Source organism: Rhodococcus sp. RD6.2 (assembly GCF_001040705.1).
GTDB lineage: Bacteria > Actinomycetota > Actinomycetes > Mycobacteriales > Mycobacteriaceae > Rhodococcus_G.
The window spans coordinates 175,056-188,806 of the sequence record NZ_CVQP01000007.1; the positions used below are offsets into that span (position 1 = coordinate 175,056).

A 13,751-nucleotide genomic window follows, 5' to 3' on the forward strand; every position below is an offset into this window, starting at 1 on the left:
GTCTTCCCGCTCAATGGAACGGTGCCGACCCGTCTAGGGGAAACCGGGTCCACACCTCCCATCACGCGGGAGAACAGCTGCCGTCGCGCCCGATTTCGCCGTTAGCGTCCCGACGCCGGCGAAAGGAACGAACCATGACACGGATGGCGGGCAAGAACGTGCTCATCACGGGCGCGAGCAGGGGGATGGGGCGCGCACACGCGGTTCGCCTCGCGGAGGAGGGCGCGGACGTCCTCGCGATCGACCTGCCGGGGCAGGAGTCGGAGGCCGACCTGGCGGAGACCGTCCGCCTCGTGCGGGAACTGGGGCGCCGTGCGGTCGCAGGCACCGCCGACACCCGAGACTTCGCGGCGGTCACCGCGGCGGTGCAGGCGGGTGTACGCGAACTCGGGCCGCTCGACACGATCGTCGCCAACGCGGGCGTCTGCGACAATCCCGGGCCGTCGTGGACGATCGACGACGACGTCTGGGACCGGTCGATCGACGTCAACGTCACCGGAACGTGGCACACGATCAAGGCCGGCGTCGCCGAGATGAATTCGTCCGGCGGCTCGATCGTCGTGGTCGGCTCCACCGCCGCGATCAAGGCAGTGCCGGGGGCATCCCACTACTCGGCCGCCAAGCACGCGATCACCGGCCTCGCGAAGACGCTCGCGAACGAGCTGGGTGCGCAGTCCATCCGGGTCAACACGGTCCATCCCGGTGCGGTGGCCACACCGATGACCATCAACCCCGCCACCTTCGCCCGCCTGCGACCGGACCTGGAGAACCCCACGGAGGCGGACGTGGCCGAGGTCCTGGCGAGACGGATGCTGCTGCCGGTGCCGTGGGTGGAGCCGATCGACGTGAGCAACGCGGTGCTGTTCCTGGCATCGGACGAATCCCGGTACGTCACAGGCCTGCAGCTGGTCGTCGACGCCGGTCAGACCCAGAAGGTGGCGTGATGAGTGGACGGCTCGAAGGCAAGGTTGCGCTGGTGACCGGCGCCGCGCGGGGCATGGGCCGCGCGCAGGCGGTGCGGTTCGCGCAGGAGGGCGCGGACGTCATCGCCGTGGACGTGTGTGCGCCCGTCGAACACTCGACCAACCCCGGCGCGTCGCCGGGTGATCTCGCGGAGACGGTGCGACTCGTGCAGTCGCACGGCCGCTCGATCCGCGCGTTCGTCGCCGACGTCCGCGACCAGCAGTCGCTCGACGCCGCGGTGGCGCAGGGCGTCGACGCCCTCGGTCGCCTCGACGTCATCTGCGCGACAGCCGGGATCAGCTCGTCCGGCCGCGCCGTCGAGATGGGAGCCGACCGCTGGCAGACCATGCTCGACGTCAACCTCACCGGTGTGTGGCGCACCTGCAGGGCAGGCATCCCGCACATCCTGGACGGCGGACGCGGCGGCTCGATCGTGCTGATCAGCTCCATCGCCGGCCTGCGGGGTCTGGTGAGCGTCGGCCACTACACCGCGGCCAAGCACGGTGTGGTCGGCCTGATGAAGTCCCTGGCCAACGAGCTCGCACCGCACAATGTCCGGGTCAACACCGTTCATCCCGCGAACACCCGCACACCGATGATCCAGAACCCGGCCACGATGCGGACGTTCTGCCCCGGTGACGACAAGCCGACGCAGGAGCGGTTCGAGGCGGCGACGCAATCCATGCACCTGCTGCCCGTTCCGATGATCGAACCCGAGGACATCGCCGCGGCGTGCCTGTTCCTCGCGTCCGACGAGTCCCGGTACATCACCGGCGTGACACTGCCCGTCGACGCCGGTCACTGCGTCAAATAGGAAGGGGCACCGTGCGATACGAGGACCTATGGGGCCGAACCGCCGTCGTGACCGGGGCGGGCAGTGGAATCGGGGAGAGTGCGGCCCGACGTGCAGCCGAACTGGGCATGAACGTCGTGCTCGCCGACATCTCGGCTCCGCGGGTGGACGCGGTGGCGGCGGATCTGCGCGCGGACGGTTACGCCGCCCTCGCGGTGCCCACCGACGTCCGGGACGCCGCCGCGGTCGATGCGCTCGCCGACGCCGCCTACCACGAATTCGGTTCGGTCACGGTGCTGCTCAACAACGCCGGCCTCGAGTCGCTCGGGTTCACGTGGGAGGTGCCCGCCGACGAGTGGCGGCGCGTGATCGACGTCAACCTGCTGGGCGTCTTCCACGGCATCCGCTCGTTCGTGCCGCGAATGGGCGCCGACCCGCGCCCGTCGCACATCGTCAACACGTGTTCGGTGGGCGGAATCGCGATCACGCCGCGGATGACGGCATACGCGGCGTCCAAGCACGGCGTGCAGGCGCTCACCGAGTCCCTGTACCTCGAGTGCGCCGAGGCGTTCCCGCAGATCGCGGTGTCGGTGTTCAGCCCCGGGCAGGTCGCCACCCGCATTTTCGAGGACGCCCCGGACCGCGGGGAGACCGCCGTCGACGCCGAATTCTGGCGCGATCAGATCCGGGAGGGGATGAGCCCGGGCACCGCCGCCGAGCTGCTGTTCGATGGCATTGCGCGCGACGACTTCTGGATCCTCACCCACCCCGGCTCGTTCGAGCGGCTCGCGTCCCGGCGTGCTCGGGTACTGAGTGGGAAGCTGCGTCCGGACGCGGCGCTCGACGAGCAGTCCTGACCGACGGCGCGGAGCCGAACACAGCACGGGGCCGGACCCTTTCGGGTCCGGCCCCGTGCTGTTCTGGATCGCTGCCGTTCCAGAGCGCCCCGGCGGTATCAGTTCTGGAGGATGTCGAAACCCTTGTACCCGGATTCGGCCACCTCGGTGATGATCTCGCGATAGGCGGAGAAGCCGCCGAGGAACGGCATGAACACGCGCGGTCGGCCGGGGATGTTGGCACCGAGGTACCACGAGTTCGCGGTGTTCAGCAGTGACGCCTCGGCCCGCGTACGGCACTCCTCGATCCAGCCGGTGACGGCCTCCGGCGTGCCCTCGATGGCGGCGGCGCCGCGGTCGTCGAGGTGGGCAATGGCGTCGGCGACCCAGTCGACGTGCAGCTCCGAGTGAAGCACCATGTTCGCCAGCACCGACGGGCTGCCGGGGCCCGTGAGGTTGAAGAAGTTGGGAAAGCCGTCGATGCCGAGTCCGAGGTAGGTCTCGGGGCCGGCGGCCCACTTCTCCTTGAGGGTGCGTCCACCTCGACCGACGATCTCCAGCTTGTCGAGCGAGCCGGTCATGGCGTCGAATCCGGTGGCGAGGACGATCGCGTCGAGGTCGTAGTGTGCGGCGGTGGTGTTGATGCCGCTGGCGTCCATGCCGACGATCGGCGCGACCTTGAGATTGACCAGTTCGACGTTGTCGCGGTTGTAGGTCTCGTAGTAGCCGCTGTCGGTGACGATGCGCTTGGCGCCGATCGCGTGATCGTTGGGGATGAGCAGTTCGGCGATCGCGGGGTCGTCGATGACGGCGCGGACCTTCTCCTCCCAGAACTCGCGGGCGGTGTCGTTCGCGGCCTGGTCGGTGAGCTGGTCGGCGAAGGTCTTGGAGTAGAGGACGCCGCCGAGCTTCCAGCGCTCGTCGTAGGCGGCACGGCGTTCGTCCTCGGACGCCTCGAGCGTCAGCTTGGGGTGCGTGCGGTGCGGGGAGCCGCCACCGGATTCCCAGGACAGACGGCGTCGTTCGGCGTAGCCGGCCTTCTGCTCGGCGCGGGCCGCGTCGTCGAGTTCGGCGTTGCCCGCGGGGACGCTGTAGTTCGCGGACCGCTGGAAGACGAACAGCTTGTCGGCCTGCTCGGCGATGTGGGGAATCGACTGGATGCCCGACGATCCGGTGCCGATCACGCCGACGCGCTTGCCGGTGAAGTCGACGCCCTCGTGCGGCCACCGCGCGGTGTGGAGGACGTCGCCGGTGAAGGTGTCGAGGCCGGCGAAGTCGGGGGTGTTCGCGTTGGACAGCGGCCCGGCGGCGACGACGAAGAAGCGGGCGGACACGACGTCACCGCGGTCGGTACGGACGGTCCACCGCAGCGTGTCCTCGTCGAGTGTCGCGGAGGTGACCCGGGTGTCGAACTGGATGTCGCGTCGCAGGTCGAAGCGGTCGGCGACGTGGTTGATGTAGCGGAGGATCTCGGGCTGGGTGGCGTACTTCTCGCTCCAGTCCCACTCCTGTTCGAGCTCGGGGGAGAAGGAGTAGGAGTAGTCGACGGACTCGACGTCGCAGCGGGCACCGGGATAGCGGTTCCAGTACCAGACGCCGCCGACCCCGCTCGCCGCCTCGAAGGCGCGCACCGTCAGCCCCTGCTGACGGAATCGGTGGACGGCGTACACGCCCGCGATGCCCGCACCGACCACGACGACGTCGTACTCGGCGGTGACGGTGGGTGCCGAATCCTGATCGTTCACTTGAATGTCCTTCCACGAGCGCGATATTCCGGCCCGGAACCTTCCGGGTGTCGCGGCTCAAGCGTGAAACCACGCTAGGGCGGGGCCGGCCACGAGGGCATCGGTGCATCCCGCCCAGCGGGCGCCCCGCGCGGTCGCGGACCGCGACCGTGGATGTGTCCAGTGGAGACGACGAGGACATCGGTGGTGTGGATCTCCCACCACGAGGGACGTCGTGGTGGGCGGTACGGCGGCGCGCCTGCGGATGCCGGGCATCCGCAGGCGCGCCGGGTCGATCAGCGCCAGAGGGTACCGAGGTCCGTGTTCTCGGTCGCGGGCGCGGACGGCAGGTCCGGGTTGGTGCGGGAGAACCGCGGTGCGGGACGGTGCTGGACGACGCCGTCGAGCTCGACGAGCGTGCCGCGGGCCGCGAGGTGCTCGTTCTCCGGGGCCTCGGCGAACGTCAGGACCGGAGACACGCAGGCGTCGGTGCCGAGGAAGATCGCCGACCACGCGTCGCGGGTCTTCGACAGGAACGTCTCCGTGAACACCTTGCGTAGCTCCGGCCACGCGCTCTTGTCGTTCTGGCCGGGCAGCGACGCCGGATCCAGTTCGAGCAGACGCAGCAGCTCGGCGTAGAACTGCGGCTCGATCGCCCCGACCGCCATGTACTTGCCGTCGGACGTCTCGTAGGTGTCGTAGTAGGGGGCTCCGGTGTCGAGCATGTTGGTGCCACGCTCGTCCGACCACACTCCGGCACCGCGGAACGCCCACATCATGTGCGACAGGGCGGCGGTGCCGTCGACCATCGCCGCGTCGACGACCTGGCCCTTGCCGGACGTCTGACGCTCCACGAGCGCGGCGAGGATGCCGAAGATCAGGAACATCGATCCACCGCCGAAGTCGCCGACCATGTTCAGCGGCGGAACCGGGCGCTCACCTTCGCGGCCGATCGCGTGCAGCACACCCGTCAGGGAGATGTAGTTGATGTCGTGGCCCGCGGCCTGCGCCAGCGGACCTTCCTGACCCCAGCCGGTCATCCGGCCGTACACGAGCCGCGGGTTGCGTGCGAGCGCCGCATCGGGGCCGAGACCCATCCGCTCGGTGACGCCGGGGCGGAATCCCTCGATGAGGACGTCGGCGCGCTCGATCAGGCCGAGGACCTTCTCGATGTCCGCGGGATCCTTCAGGTTCGCCTCGGCGATCCGGCGGCCACGCAGGATCTGGTCACGCGGACGGTCGGGGGAGGGGAGCTGTCCGGCTCGCTGAACGCGGACGACGTCGGCACCGAGGTCGGCCAGCAGGGTCGCGGCGTGCGGAGCCGGACCGAGACCGGCCAGCTCGACGACGCGGATTCCGGCGAGCGGGCCGCCCTTGCTGGTGTGGTTCTCTGCGGACACGGTTCTCCTCGATTCGTCGGGGTATCCACTCAACACCCGCGGTCACTTAACACCCGCTAAGTTAACGCCTTGCTGGTCGCGGGTGTGCCGCGGGTCACGATTGAGGCAACGGTTGCCCCCGCCGAGGAGTCCGCGCACAGTGGATCCATGACATTTCCCGGTGAACTCGTGGCCTTCGTGCCCAGCACCGACCTGGACGTCTCGGCGATGTTCTACGTCGACACGCTCGGTCTGACGCTGCGGGAACGGACACCCTTCGCACTCGTCCTCGACGGCGGCGGTGGCGTCCCGTTGCGCGTCACGCTCGTGCAGGCCGTCCCCGATGCCGGGTACACGGTCCTCGGCTGGAAGTGTGCCGACCTCGACGCCACCGTGGACGACCTCCGCGCCCGCGGCATCGAGTTCGTCGACTACAAGGGCATGGAGCAGGACGAGCACGCCGCCTGGACAGCACCCGACGGTACCCGCGTCGCGTGGTTCCGTGATCCGCACGGCAACGTGCTCTCCCTGCATCAGGCGCCGTGAGGTAATGGCACTGAACCACCCTCTGGTGCAGCGATATTCGCGCGCCCTCGTGTGGAGGTTGGCGCAGCAGGTGGTCCTGGGGGTGTCACCGTAACGGCGAAGGCGCGGAAGGTCTGGCACAGTGGCGCCCGTGAGCGTGGGCGCAGAGATACTCGTCGGGCTGGCGATCCTGGTGGGACTGGTGGGCATCGTCGTACCGATCCTGCCGGGATCGCTGCTCATCCTCGGGGCGATCGCGGTGTGGGCGATCGCCGTGGGCACCTCGACGGCATGGGCCGTCTTCGGTGTCGCCGCAGTGCTTCTCGTGATCTCCGGAGTGGTCAAGTACACGTGGCCCGGCCAGCGACTCCGCGACGCCGGGGTGCCGAACCGGTCACTGGTGATCGGCGGCCTGCTCGGCATCGTCGGGTTCTTCGTGATCCCGGTGATCGGACTGGTGCTTGGGTTCCTGCTCGGCACCTACCTGTCGGAGGCGCAGCGGCACCGCACCCACGCGGGTGCCTGGCGTGCGACGGTGCACGCCACCAAGGCCGTCGGCCTGTCGATTCTCGTGGAACTGCTGGGAGCGCTGCTCGCGGCGGGGGTGTGGCTCGCGGCGGTGCTGGTGACCTGACGCGTCAGATGCGGTAGAACGATCGAGCGTTGCCGCCGAGCACCGCGGCCAGATCGTCGCCGACCGCCTCGGTGATCGTCTCGAGGTCGGTCAGTTCGAAGGCCCGCCGGGCGCGGGTGCCGGGGAGGTCGGTGCCGAACATCAACGCTGTCGGGTTGACGGCGTGAATGCGACGCAGGGCGTCACCGACGTCGTCGATGGTGGCGCGACCGAACCCGGTGGCCTTCACGCGCGCACCCCGGTCGACGAGGTTGAGGAGGTAGGGCAGGCCTCGCGTCGACATCCCCAGGTGGTCGATGCTCACCGCGGGCAGCTTCTTGAACACCGGTTCGAGGGACAGCAGCAGTGACGCGTCCACATAGAATTCGGCGTGCCACCCGACGAGCTCGTAGGCCCGGAGTGCCTGTGTCGTCAGCAGTTTCATGTCGGTGGCGCTGCGCCTGAGGTTGAAGCGAACGGCCCGCACTCCCGCCTGATCGAGGGCGACGATGTCCTCGTCCGTGACATCCGGATCCAGTTGTGTCACGCCGACCCAGCCCGGCCCGAGTTCGCGCAGCGCCGTCACGAGGTAGTCCTGGCCGGTGCCCTGATACGACGCCGTGACGACGGCGCCGCCGTGCACGCCCAGTCCCAGCTTGGCGACCCGGTCCCGGTAGTCGGCGATCGTGAACGGCTCGGGCAGGTAGCCGTGATTGGCGACCAGCGGAAACCGCGGGTCGATGATGTGGACGTGTGCGTCGAACACTGTGCTGCCCTGTCGATCACACGAGCGTGGCGCCCGGGTATCCGGGCGCCACGCTCGTGAACAAGTGGACTACTGCTGCGATGCGCGCAGCATGTCGTCGCGCTCGACGACCTTGATGCGCTCGCGGCCTTCCGGCTCACCGAGGCTGCGCTCGTGGGCGTCGAGTCGGTACCAGCCGTCCCACGTGGTGTAGGGCAGCTTCTTGCCCTCGAGGAACTCGATGATCGCGTTCTCGTCGGGATTCGGGGCGCCCGCGAAGTTCGGGGCGTCCGCGAGCAGGCACGCGATGGTCTCGTTGGCGTCGCCCTTGGTGTGGCCGATGAGGCCGACGGGGCCGCGCTTGATCCAGCCGGTGACGTAGGTGGCGTCGATGTGCTTGCCGTCCTCGTCGAGGACGCGTCCGGCCTCGTTGGGGACGGTGCCCGCCTGCTCGTCGAACGGCAGCTTGGCGATGTTCTGCGACAGGTAGCCGACGGCGCGGTACACGGCCTGGACGTCCCAGTCGTTGAACTTGCCGGTGCCGCGGACGTTTCCGGTACCGTCGAGTTCGGTGCGCTCGGTGCGCAGGCCGACGACCTTGCCATCCTCACCGAGAACCTCGGTGGGCGACTCGAAGAAGTGCAGGAACAGCTTGTGCGGGCGGTCGCCTGCGTCGCGGATGGCCCAGTCCTGCAGGGTGTTCGCGACCATGTCGACCTGCTTGGAGCCGCGGCGCGCAGCCTCGGAGCCCTCGTCGTAGTCGATGTCCTCGGGGTCGACGATGACCTCGATGGTCGGGGAGTGGTCCAGCTCGCGCAGCTCGAGCGGCGTGAACTTGGCCTGCGCGGGACCGCGGCGGCCGAAGACGTGCACCTCGACGGCCTTGTTGCCCTTGAGGCCCTCGTAGACGTTGGCGGGGATCTCCGTCGGCAGCAGCTCGTCACCGGTCTTCGCGAGGACGCGGGCGATGTCGAGGGCGACGTTGCCGACACCGAGGACGGCGACCTTCTCGGCTTCGAGGGGCCATTCGCGCGGGACGTCCGGGTGGCCGTCGTACCAGGAGACGAAGTCGGCGGCACCGTAGGAGCCGTCGAGATCGATCCCGGGGATGTTCAGGGCGCGGTCGGCGTTGGCACCGGTGGAGAAGATGACCGCGTCGTAGAAGGTACGCAGGTCGTCGAGGGTGATGTCGGTGCCGTAGTCGAGGTTGCCGAGCAGGCGGACCTGCGGCTTGTCGAGGACCTTGTGCAGGGCGGTGATGATGCCCTTGATGCGCGGGTGGTCGGGCGCGACGCCGTAGCGGATCAGGCCGAACGGGGCGGGCATGCGTTCGAAGAGGTCGATGCTCACGCCGCGGTCGGAGGCGGTGTCGGACTTCATGAGCGCGTCGGCGGCGTAGATGCCGGCCGGGCCTGCGCCGATGATGGCCACCCGGAGCGGGCGATTCTGATCAGTCATCTCGAGCGAACTACCTTTGCGGCTAGCGGACGGACGGTTCGGGTGCACAGGCCGTGTCGGCCCGTCCTCAGTTTACTGAGCCGTACCTAACTTGCGCGGAGCGGCCTGAGGCCGGACCCTGCCTCGATCCTCCACTCCCGAGCGAAACTCCGCTAGGGCACCCTTCGTTGAGGGGGCACAAGCGGTGTTTGTGAGGGTGATGATTCGCCAGCGTGGACGCCGTGACCAGTGTTGTGATCACGCCGATCGCAACACTGGGTCGGGTTCGTCACACGCGGTTCGATGACCGTCATGTCCGCGACGCTCGATCGGGGCGCCGTGGCCCGCGCGCAATCCGTACCCACCCCCACCCGCCTCGGAGGGAAGGCCCGACTCCGGCGCCTCGGGAGGCGGCGGTGGGCCACCGCCCTCGGGTTGCCCCTGCTCTCGCTCCTCGTCTTCCTCGGTCTCTGGCAGCTGGCCGCGTCCAGCGGCATCTGGAGCGAGGTCTTCGTCCCCCGCCCGTCGACGGTCTGGTCCGCCGCCGTCGATGCCTCCACCACCCACGACGGCGTCCGCGGTTACCAGGGCTATCTGCTCTGGGAACACGTCTACATGACACTGCGGCGGGTCGCGGCGGGCGTCGTGATCGGCATCGTCGGTGGCGTCGCGCTCGGCCTCGCTATGGGCACCGTCAGCTGGATCCGCCGCATCCTCGAACCCTGGCTGACGTTCCTGCGTGCGCTCCCGCCGCTTGCGTACCTGTTCCTGCTCGTCATCTGGCTCGGCATCGACGAGGCACCCAAGATCGCGCTGCTCGCGCTCGCCGCCCTGCCGCCGACCGCGGTCGCCACCACGACGGCGGTGCTCGGCGCGCCGGTCGGGCTGATCGAGGCGGCGCGGGCGGTCGGCGCGAACCGGTTCCAGGTGATCCGTGACGTCGTGCTGCCCGCGGCACTGCCCGAGACGCTCACCGGAATCCGCCTGGCGGTCGGCATCGCGTACTCGTCGGTGGTCGCCGCCGAACTGTTCAACGGCATTCCCGGCGTCGGTGGCCTGGTCAAGGACGCCTCGAACTACAACAACACCCCGGTCGTCCTCGTCGGCATCTTCGCCATCGGACTGTCCGGACTCACCATCGACGCCCTGCTCCGCGTCGTCGAACGACGAGCGGTCCCCTGGCGGGGCACCCACTGAGAGGCAAGTGATGAACAAGTCCCCCGGGCGCGGCCCGAGATCGTTGGGTCGCGCTCTCGCCGCGGCGGCTGCCGCGGCGCTCGCCGTGCTGACCATGGCGTCGTGCTCGGTGGACGGCGCGGACGACGCGGGCGCGGACAAGCCCGTCATCCGGGTCGGCTACCAGACGTTCCCGAGCGGTGACCTGGTCGTCAAGAACGCCGGCTGGCTCGAGGACGAGCTGCCCGACTACACGATCGAGTGGACGAAGTTCGACTCCGGCGCCGACGTCAACACCGCCTTCGTCGCAGGCGAACTCGACTTCGGTGCGCTCGGGTCGAGTCCCGTCGCCCGCGGCCTGTCCGATCCGCTGCGCATCGACTACAAGGTGGCGTGGATCCTCGACGTCGCCGGCGACAACGAAGCCCTCGTCGCCCGCAACGGAACCGGCATCGCGAAGGTTGAGGACCTGCGGGGCCGCAAGGTCGCCACCGCCTTCGCGTCGACCGCGCACTACAGCCTGCTCGCCGCCCTCGACCGGGCCGGGCTCTCCGCCGCCGACGTCCAGTTGATCGATCTGCAGCCGCAGGCATCCCTCGCGGCGTGGCAGCGCGGCGACATCGACGCCATCTACACCTGGCTGCCGACGCTCGACGAGGTCCGCGCGAACGGAACCACGTTGATCACGAGTCGAGAGCTCGCCGATGCGGGGAAGCCGACGCTCGACCTCGCGGTCGTCGCGGGCGGATTCGCCGCCGACCACCCCGACGTCGTGGACGTGTGGCGCCGCGCGCAGGCCCGAGCGCTGACCACCATCGCCGACGATCCGGATGCGGCCGCGAAAGCCGTTGCCGCCGAAGCGGGAATCACGCCCGACGAGGCGAAGTCCCAGCTGAAGCAGGCCGTGTTCCCGAGCCCCGAGCAGGTCGCGTCGACGCAGTGGCTCGGCACCGACGCCGCGCCCGGTGCCCTCGCGAACAACCTGCACAGCGCGGCGCAGTTCCTCTCCGACCAGAAGCAGATCCCGTCCGCCCCTGATCTCGCGGACTTCCAGGACGCGCTCTACGTGACCGGTCTGCCCGGTGCCGTCGAGCAGTAGCGCGGTGTCGTCCAGCAACCACGCGGGGCCGCGCATCCGGCTGACCGACGTCCGGCACGACTACGGGTCGGTCACCGCAGTCGGGCCGGTCTCGCTGGCGGTGCCCGACGGCGAGTTTCTCGTCCTCGTCGGTGCCTCCGGATGCGGCAAGAGCACCCTGTTGCGGCTGATCGCCGGATTCGAGGAGCCGACGCACGGTGAGGTCAGGGTGGCGGGCAGCGCCCCTGTGCCCGGCGCGACGGCCGGAGTGGTGTTCCAGCAGCCGCGGCTGCTGCCGTGGCGAACCGTCGGGGGCAACGTCGACCTTGCCCTCGACTACGCCGGAGTGCCGCGGGCGCAGCGGGGGGAGCGTCGCGCCGACCTGCTGGGGCGCGTCGGGCTTGGCGGGCTGGCCGGGCGCAGGATCTGGCAGGTCTCGGGTGGGCAGCAGCAGCGGGTGGCTATCGCCCGCGCGCTGGCAGTACCGACGTCGCTGCTGCTGCTCGACGAGCCGTTCGCTGCACTCGACGCCCTCACCCGTGAGCGCCTGCAGGAAGACCTGCGCGCCGACTCCGGGGGCACTCGGACCACGGTGTTCGTCACGCACAGCGCCGACGAGGCCGTGTTCCTGGGGTCGCGGATCGTCGTCCTGGGACGTCAACCGGGCCGGGTTGCGCTCGACCTGACCGTCGACCTGCCCCGCCGCGGCGTCGACGCGGACGATCTGCGCGGCTCCGCTCGGTTCGCCGCGCTGCGCGCCCAGGTCGGGCACGCGGTCAAGGAAGCGGCCGCGGCGTGAGGCGCCGGAAGGGATTGTGAAAAGCTGTGTCCATGACCTACGCAGGTGACCTGACCCCTCAGCAGGCATGGGACCTGCTGCGCGAGCATCCCGGGGCCGTCCTGGTCGATGTCCGCACCGAAGCCGAGTGGCGATTCGTCGGCCTCCCCGACCTCACCGCGCTGGGCCGCGAGCCCCTGACGATCGAGTGGGTGTCGTTCACGGGTGACCGCAACACCTCGTTCGTCGACCAGCTCCAGGCCGCGGGCGTGACGGGCGGCGACGACGCCGAGGTCATCTTCTTGTGCCGTTCCGGTCAGCGTTCCATCGGCGCCGCCGAGGCCGCGACCGCCGCGGGCATCGCCCCGGCCTACAACATTCTCGACGGGTTCGAAGGCGGACTGGACACCGACGGTCACCGCGGCGGTGCGGGCTGGCGTTCCGTCGGACTCGCGTGGAGGCAGTCGTGAGCGCGATTCCCCGCGGCGGTGCATTCTCCAAGCCGCTCCCCGACACCATCCGCCCCGCGACGCTCGGCGTCCGCGGTGGGACGATCCGCTCGGGTTTCGAGGAGACGTCGGAGGCGATCTTCCTCAATTCCGGATTCGTCTACGAGTCCGCTGAAGCGGCGGAGCAGGCGTTCACCGGCGAGATAGACCACTTCGTCTACTCCCGGTACGGCAACCCGACGGTGAAGATGTTCGAGGAGCGGATGCGTCTGCTCGACGGCGCGGAAGGCTGCTACGCCACCGCGTCCGGCATGTCCGCGGTGTTCACCGCCCTCGGTGCACTGCTCGGCAAGGGCGACCGACTCGTCGCCGCACGCAGCCTCTTCGGATCCTGCTTCGTGGTCTGCAACGAGATCCTCCCGCGCTGGGGTGTGGAGACGGTGTTCGTCGACGGCGAGGACCTCGATCAGTGGGAGCAGGCGCTGTCGGTGCCGACCACAGCCGTGTTCTTCGAGACCCCCTCGAACCCGATGCAGACCCTCGTCGACGTCCGCAGGGTGTCCGAGATGGCGCATGCCGCGGGCGCGAAGGTGGTGCTGGACAACGTCTTCGCCACCCCGATGCTGCAGCGCAGCCTCGACCTCGGCGCCGATGTCGTCGTGTACTCGGGCACCAAGCACATCGACGGACAGGGCCGCGTCCTCGGCGGTGCGATCCTCGGCTCGCAGGACTACATCGACGGACCCGTGCAGCAGCTGATCCGCCACACCGGGCCCGCGCTCAGCCCGTTCAACGCCCACACCCTGCTCAAGGGCCTCGAGACGATGCCGTTGCGCGTGCGGCACTCCACCGACAGCGCACTGCGGATCGCCCGCTTCCTCGAAGCGGACGACGCCGTCAGCTGGGTGAAGTACCCGTTCCTCGAGTCGCATCCCCAGTACGACCTGGCGACGTCGCAGATGAGTGGCGGCGGCACCGTCGTCACCTTCGAGTTGGCGGCAGCCGAGGGCGAGGGGAAGAAGAAGGCGTTCGAGCTGCTGAACAAGCTGCGCGTCGTCGACATCTCCAACAACCTCGGCGACTCGAAGTCCCTCATCACCCACCCCGCGACCACGACGCACCGCGCGATGGGTCCCGAGGGACGCGCCGCGATCGGCCTCTCCGACGGGGTGGTCCGGCTGTCCGTCGGCCTCGAGGACACCGACGACCTGCTCGAGGACTTCGCGCAAGCGTTGGCCTGACGCGTCCGAAGGGA

Annotated in this window: 14 protein-coding genes; 10 read left to right on the plus strand and 4 right to left on the minus strand. The window is 69.4% G+C overall.

The genetic code is table 11. The annotated features are described in order from the left end of the window. The first annotated feature begins 134 nt into the window (after positions 1-134). The 3 genes from RHCRD62_RS14495 to RHCRD62_RS14505 are packed head-to-tail and all read left to right on the plus strand — an operon-like array spanning position 135 to position 2,613. Positions 135-944: a mycofactocin-coupled SDR family oxidoreductase gene (locus RHCRD62_RS14495; RefSeq protein WP_050065436.1), complete on the plus strand. Its 810-nt coding sequence runs from the start codon at positions 135-137 to the stop codon at positions 942-944. Beyond that, complete coding sequence (locus RHCRD62_RS14500) at positions 944-1,777, plus strand: mycofactocin-coupled SDR family oxidoreductase (protein WP_050065437.1); 834 nt, start codon at positions 944-946, stop codon at positions 1,775-1,777. The genes RHCRD62_RS14495 and RHCRD62_RS14500 overlap by 1 nt, the downstream gene beginning before the upstream one ends. Before the next feature lie 11 nt (positions 1,778-1,788). Continuing rightward, positions 1,789-2,613 carry an SDR family NAD(P)-dependent oxidoreductase gene (locus RHCRD62_RS14505; protein WP_050065438.1) on the plus strand — a complete coding sequence of 275 codons (825 nt, stop codon included), beginning with the start codon at positions 1,789-1,791 and terminating at the stop codon, positions 2,611-2,613. A 98-nt stretch (positions 2,614-2,711) separates the two neighbouring features. On the opposite strand, the gene RHCRD62_RS14510 is transcribed toward RHCRD62_RS14505, so the two are convergent. Both RHCRD62_RS14510 and RHCRD62_RS14515 read right to left on the minus strand, forming a co-directional pair. Continuing rightward, a complete protein-coding gene (locus tag RHCRD62_RS14510) occupies positions 2,712-4,337 on the minus strand; it encodes a flavin-containing monooxygenase (RefSeq protein ID WP_050065439.1) in 1,626 nt (541 codons plus the stop codon). Positions 4,338-4,612: 275 nt separating this feature from the next. After that, the gene (locus RHCRD62_RS14515; protein WP_050065440.1) at positions 4,613-5,716 is read right to left on the minus strand and encodes a CaiB/BaiF CoA transferase family protein; all 1,104 of its coding nucleotides are present in this window, start codon (positions 5,714-5,716) and stop codon (positions 4,613-4,615) included. A 147-nt stretch (positions 5,717-5,863) separates the two neighbouring features. On the opposite strand from RHCRD62_RS14515, the gene RHCRD62_RS14520 reads away from it, so the two are divergent. Beyond that, positions 5,864-6,241 (plus strand): VOC family protein, encoded by a 378-nt coding sequence (locus RHCRD62_RS14520; RefSeq protein WP_050065441.1) that lies wholly within the window; start codon positions 5,864-5,866, stop codon positions 6,239-6,241. Between the two features lie 130 nt (positions 6,242-6,371). Then, positions 6,372-6,854, plus strand: a complete 483-nt coding sequence (locus tag RHCRD62_RS14525; protein ID WP_050065442.1) for a DUF456 domain-containing protein — start codon at positions 6,372-6,374, stop codon at positions 6,852-6,854. Positions 6,855-6,858: 4 nt separating this feature from the next. On the opposite strand, the gene RHCRD62_RS14530 is transcribed toward RHCRD62_RS14525, so the two are convergent. Beyond that, positions 6,859-7,599: an amidohydrolase family protein gene (locus RHCRD62_RS14530; RefSeq protein WP_050065443.1), complete on the minus strand. Its 741-nt coding sequence runs from the start codon at positions 7,597-7,599 to the stop codon at positions 6,859-6,861. Positions 7,600-7,668: 69 nt separating this feature from the next. Beyond that, on the minus strand, positions 7,669-9,036 hold the full coding sequence (locus RHCRD62_RS14535; protein ID WP_050065444.1) for an FAD-dependent oxidoreductase: 1,368 nt from the start codon (positions 9,034-9,036) through the stop codon (positions 7,669-7,671). Between the two features lie 291 nt (positions 9,037-9,327). Between RHCRD62_RS14535 and RHCRD62_RS14540 the strand changes: the two genes are divergently transcribed. The 5 genes from RHCRD62_RS14540 (at position 9,328) to RHCRD62_RS14560 (ending at position 13,737) form a co-directional block, all read left to right on the plus strand. Continuing rightward, positions 9,328-10,212: an ABC transporter permease gene (locus RHCRD62_RS14540; RefSeq protein ID WP_050065814.1), complete on the plus strand. Its 885-nt coding sequence runs from the start codon at positions 9,328-9,330 to the stop codon at positions 10,210-10,212. A 94-nt stretch (positions 10,213-10,306) separates the two neighbouring features. Next, positions 10,307-11,290, plus strand: coding sequence for a taurine ABC transporter substrate-binding protein (locus RHCRD62_RS14545; RefSeq protein WP_253277345.1), 984 nt, complete (start codon positions 10,307-10,309; stop codon positions 11,288-11,290). 34 nt (positions 11,291-11,324) lie between these two features. After that, entirely contained in the window at positions 11,325-12,068 is a 744-nt protein-coding gene (locus tag RHCRD62_RS14550; protein ID WP_253277346.1) for an ABC transporter ATP-binding protein, read from the plus strand. A gap of 32 nt (positions 12,069-12,100) precedes the next feature. Then, positions 12,101-12,517: a rhodanese-like domain-containing protein gene (locus tag RHCRD62_RS14555; protein ID WP_050065446.1), complete on the plus strand. Its 417-nt coding sequence runs from the start codon at positions 12,101-12,103 to the stop codon at positions 12,515-12,517. Then, the gene (locus RHCRD62_RS14560; RefSeq protein WP_050065816.1) at positions 12,514-13,737 is read left to right on the plus strand and encodes an O-succinylhomoserine sulfhydrylase; all 1,224 of its coding nucleotides are present in this window, start codon (positions 12,514-12,516) and stop codon (positions 13,735-13,737) included. The genes RHCRD62_RS14555 and RHCRD62_RS14560 overlap by 4 nt, the downstream gene beginning before the upstream one ends. The last annotated feature ends 14 nt before the right edge of the window (positions 13,738-13,751 follow it).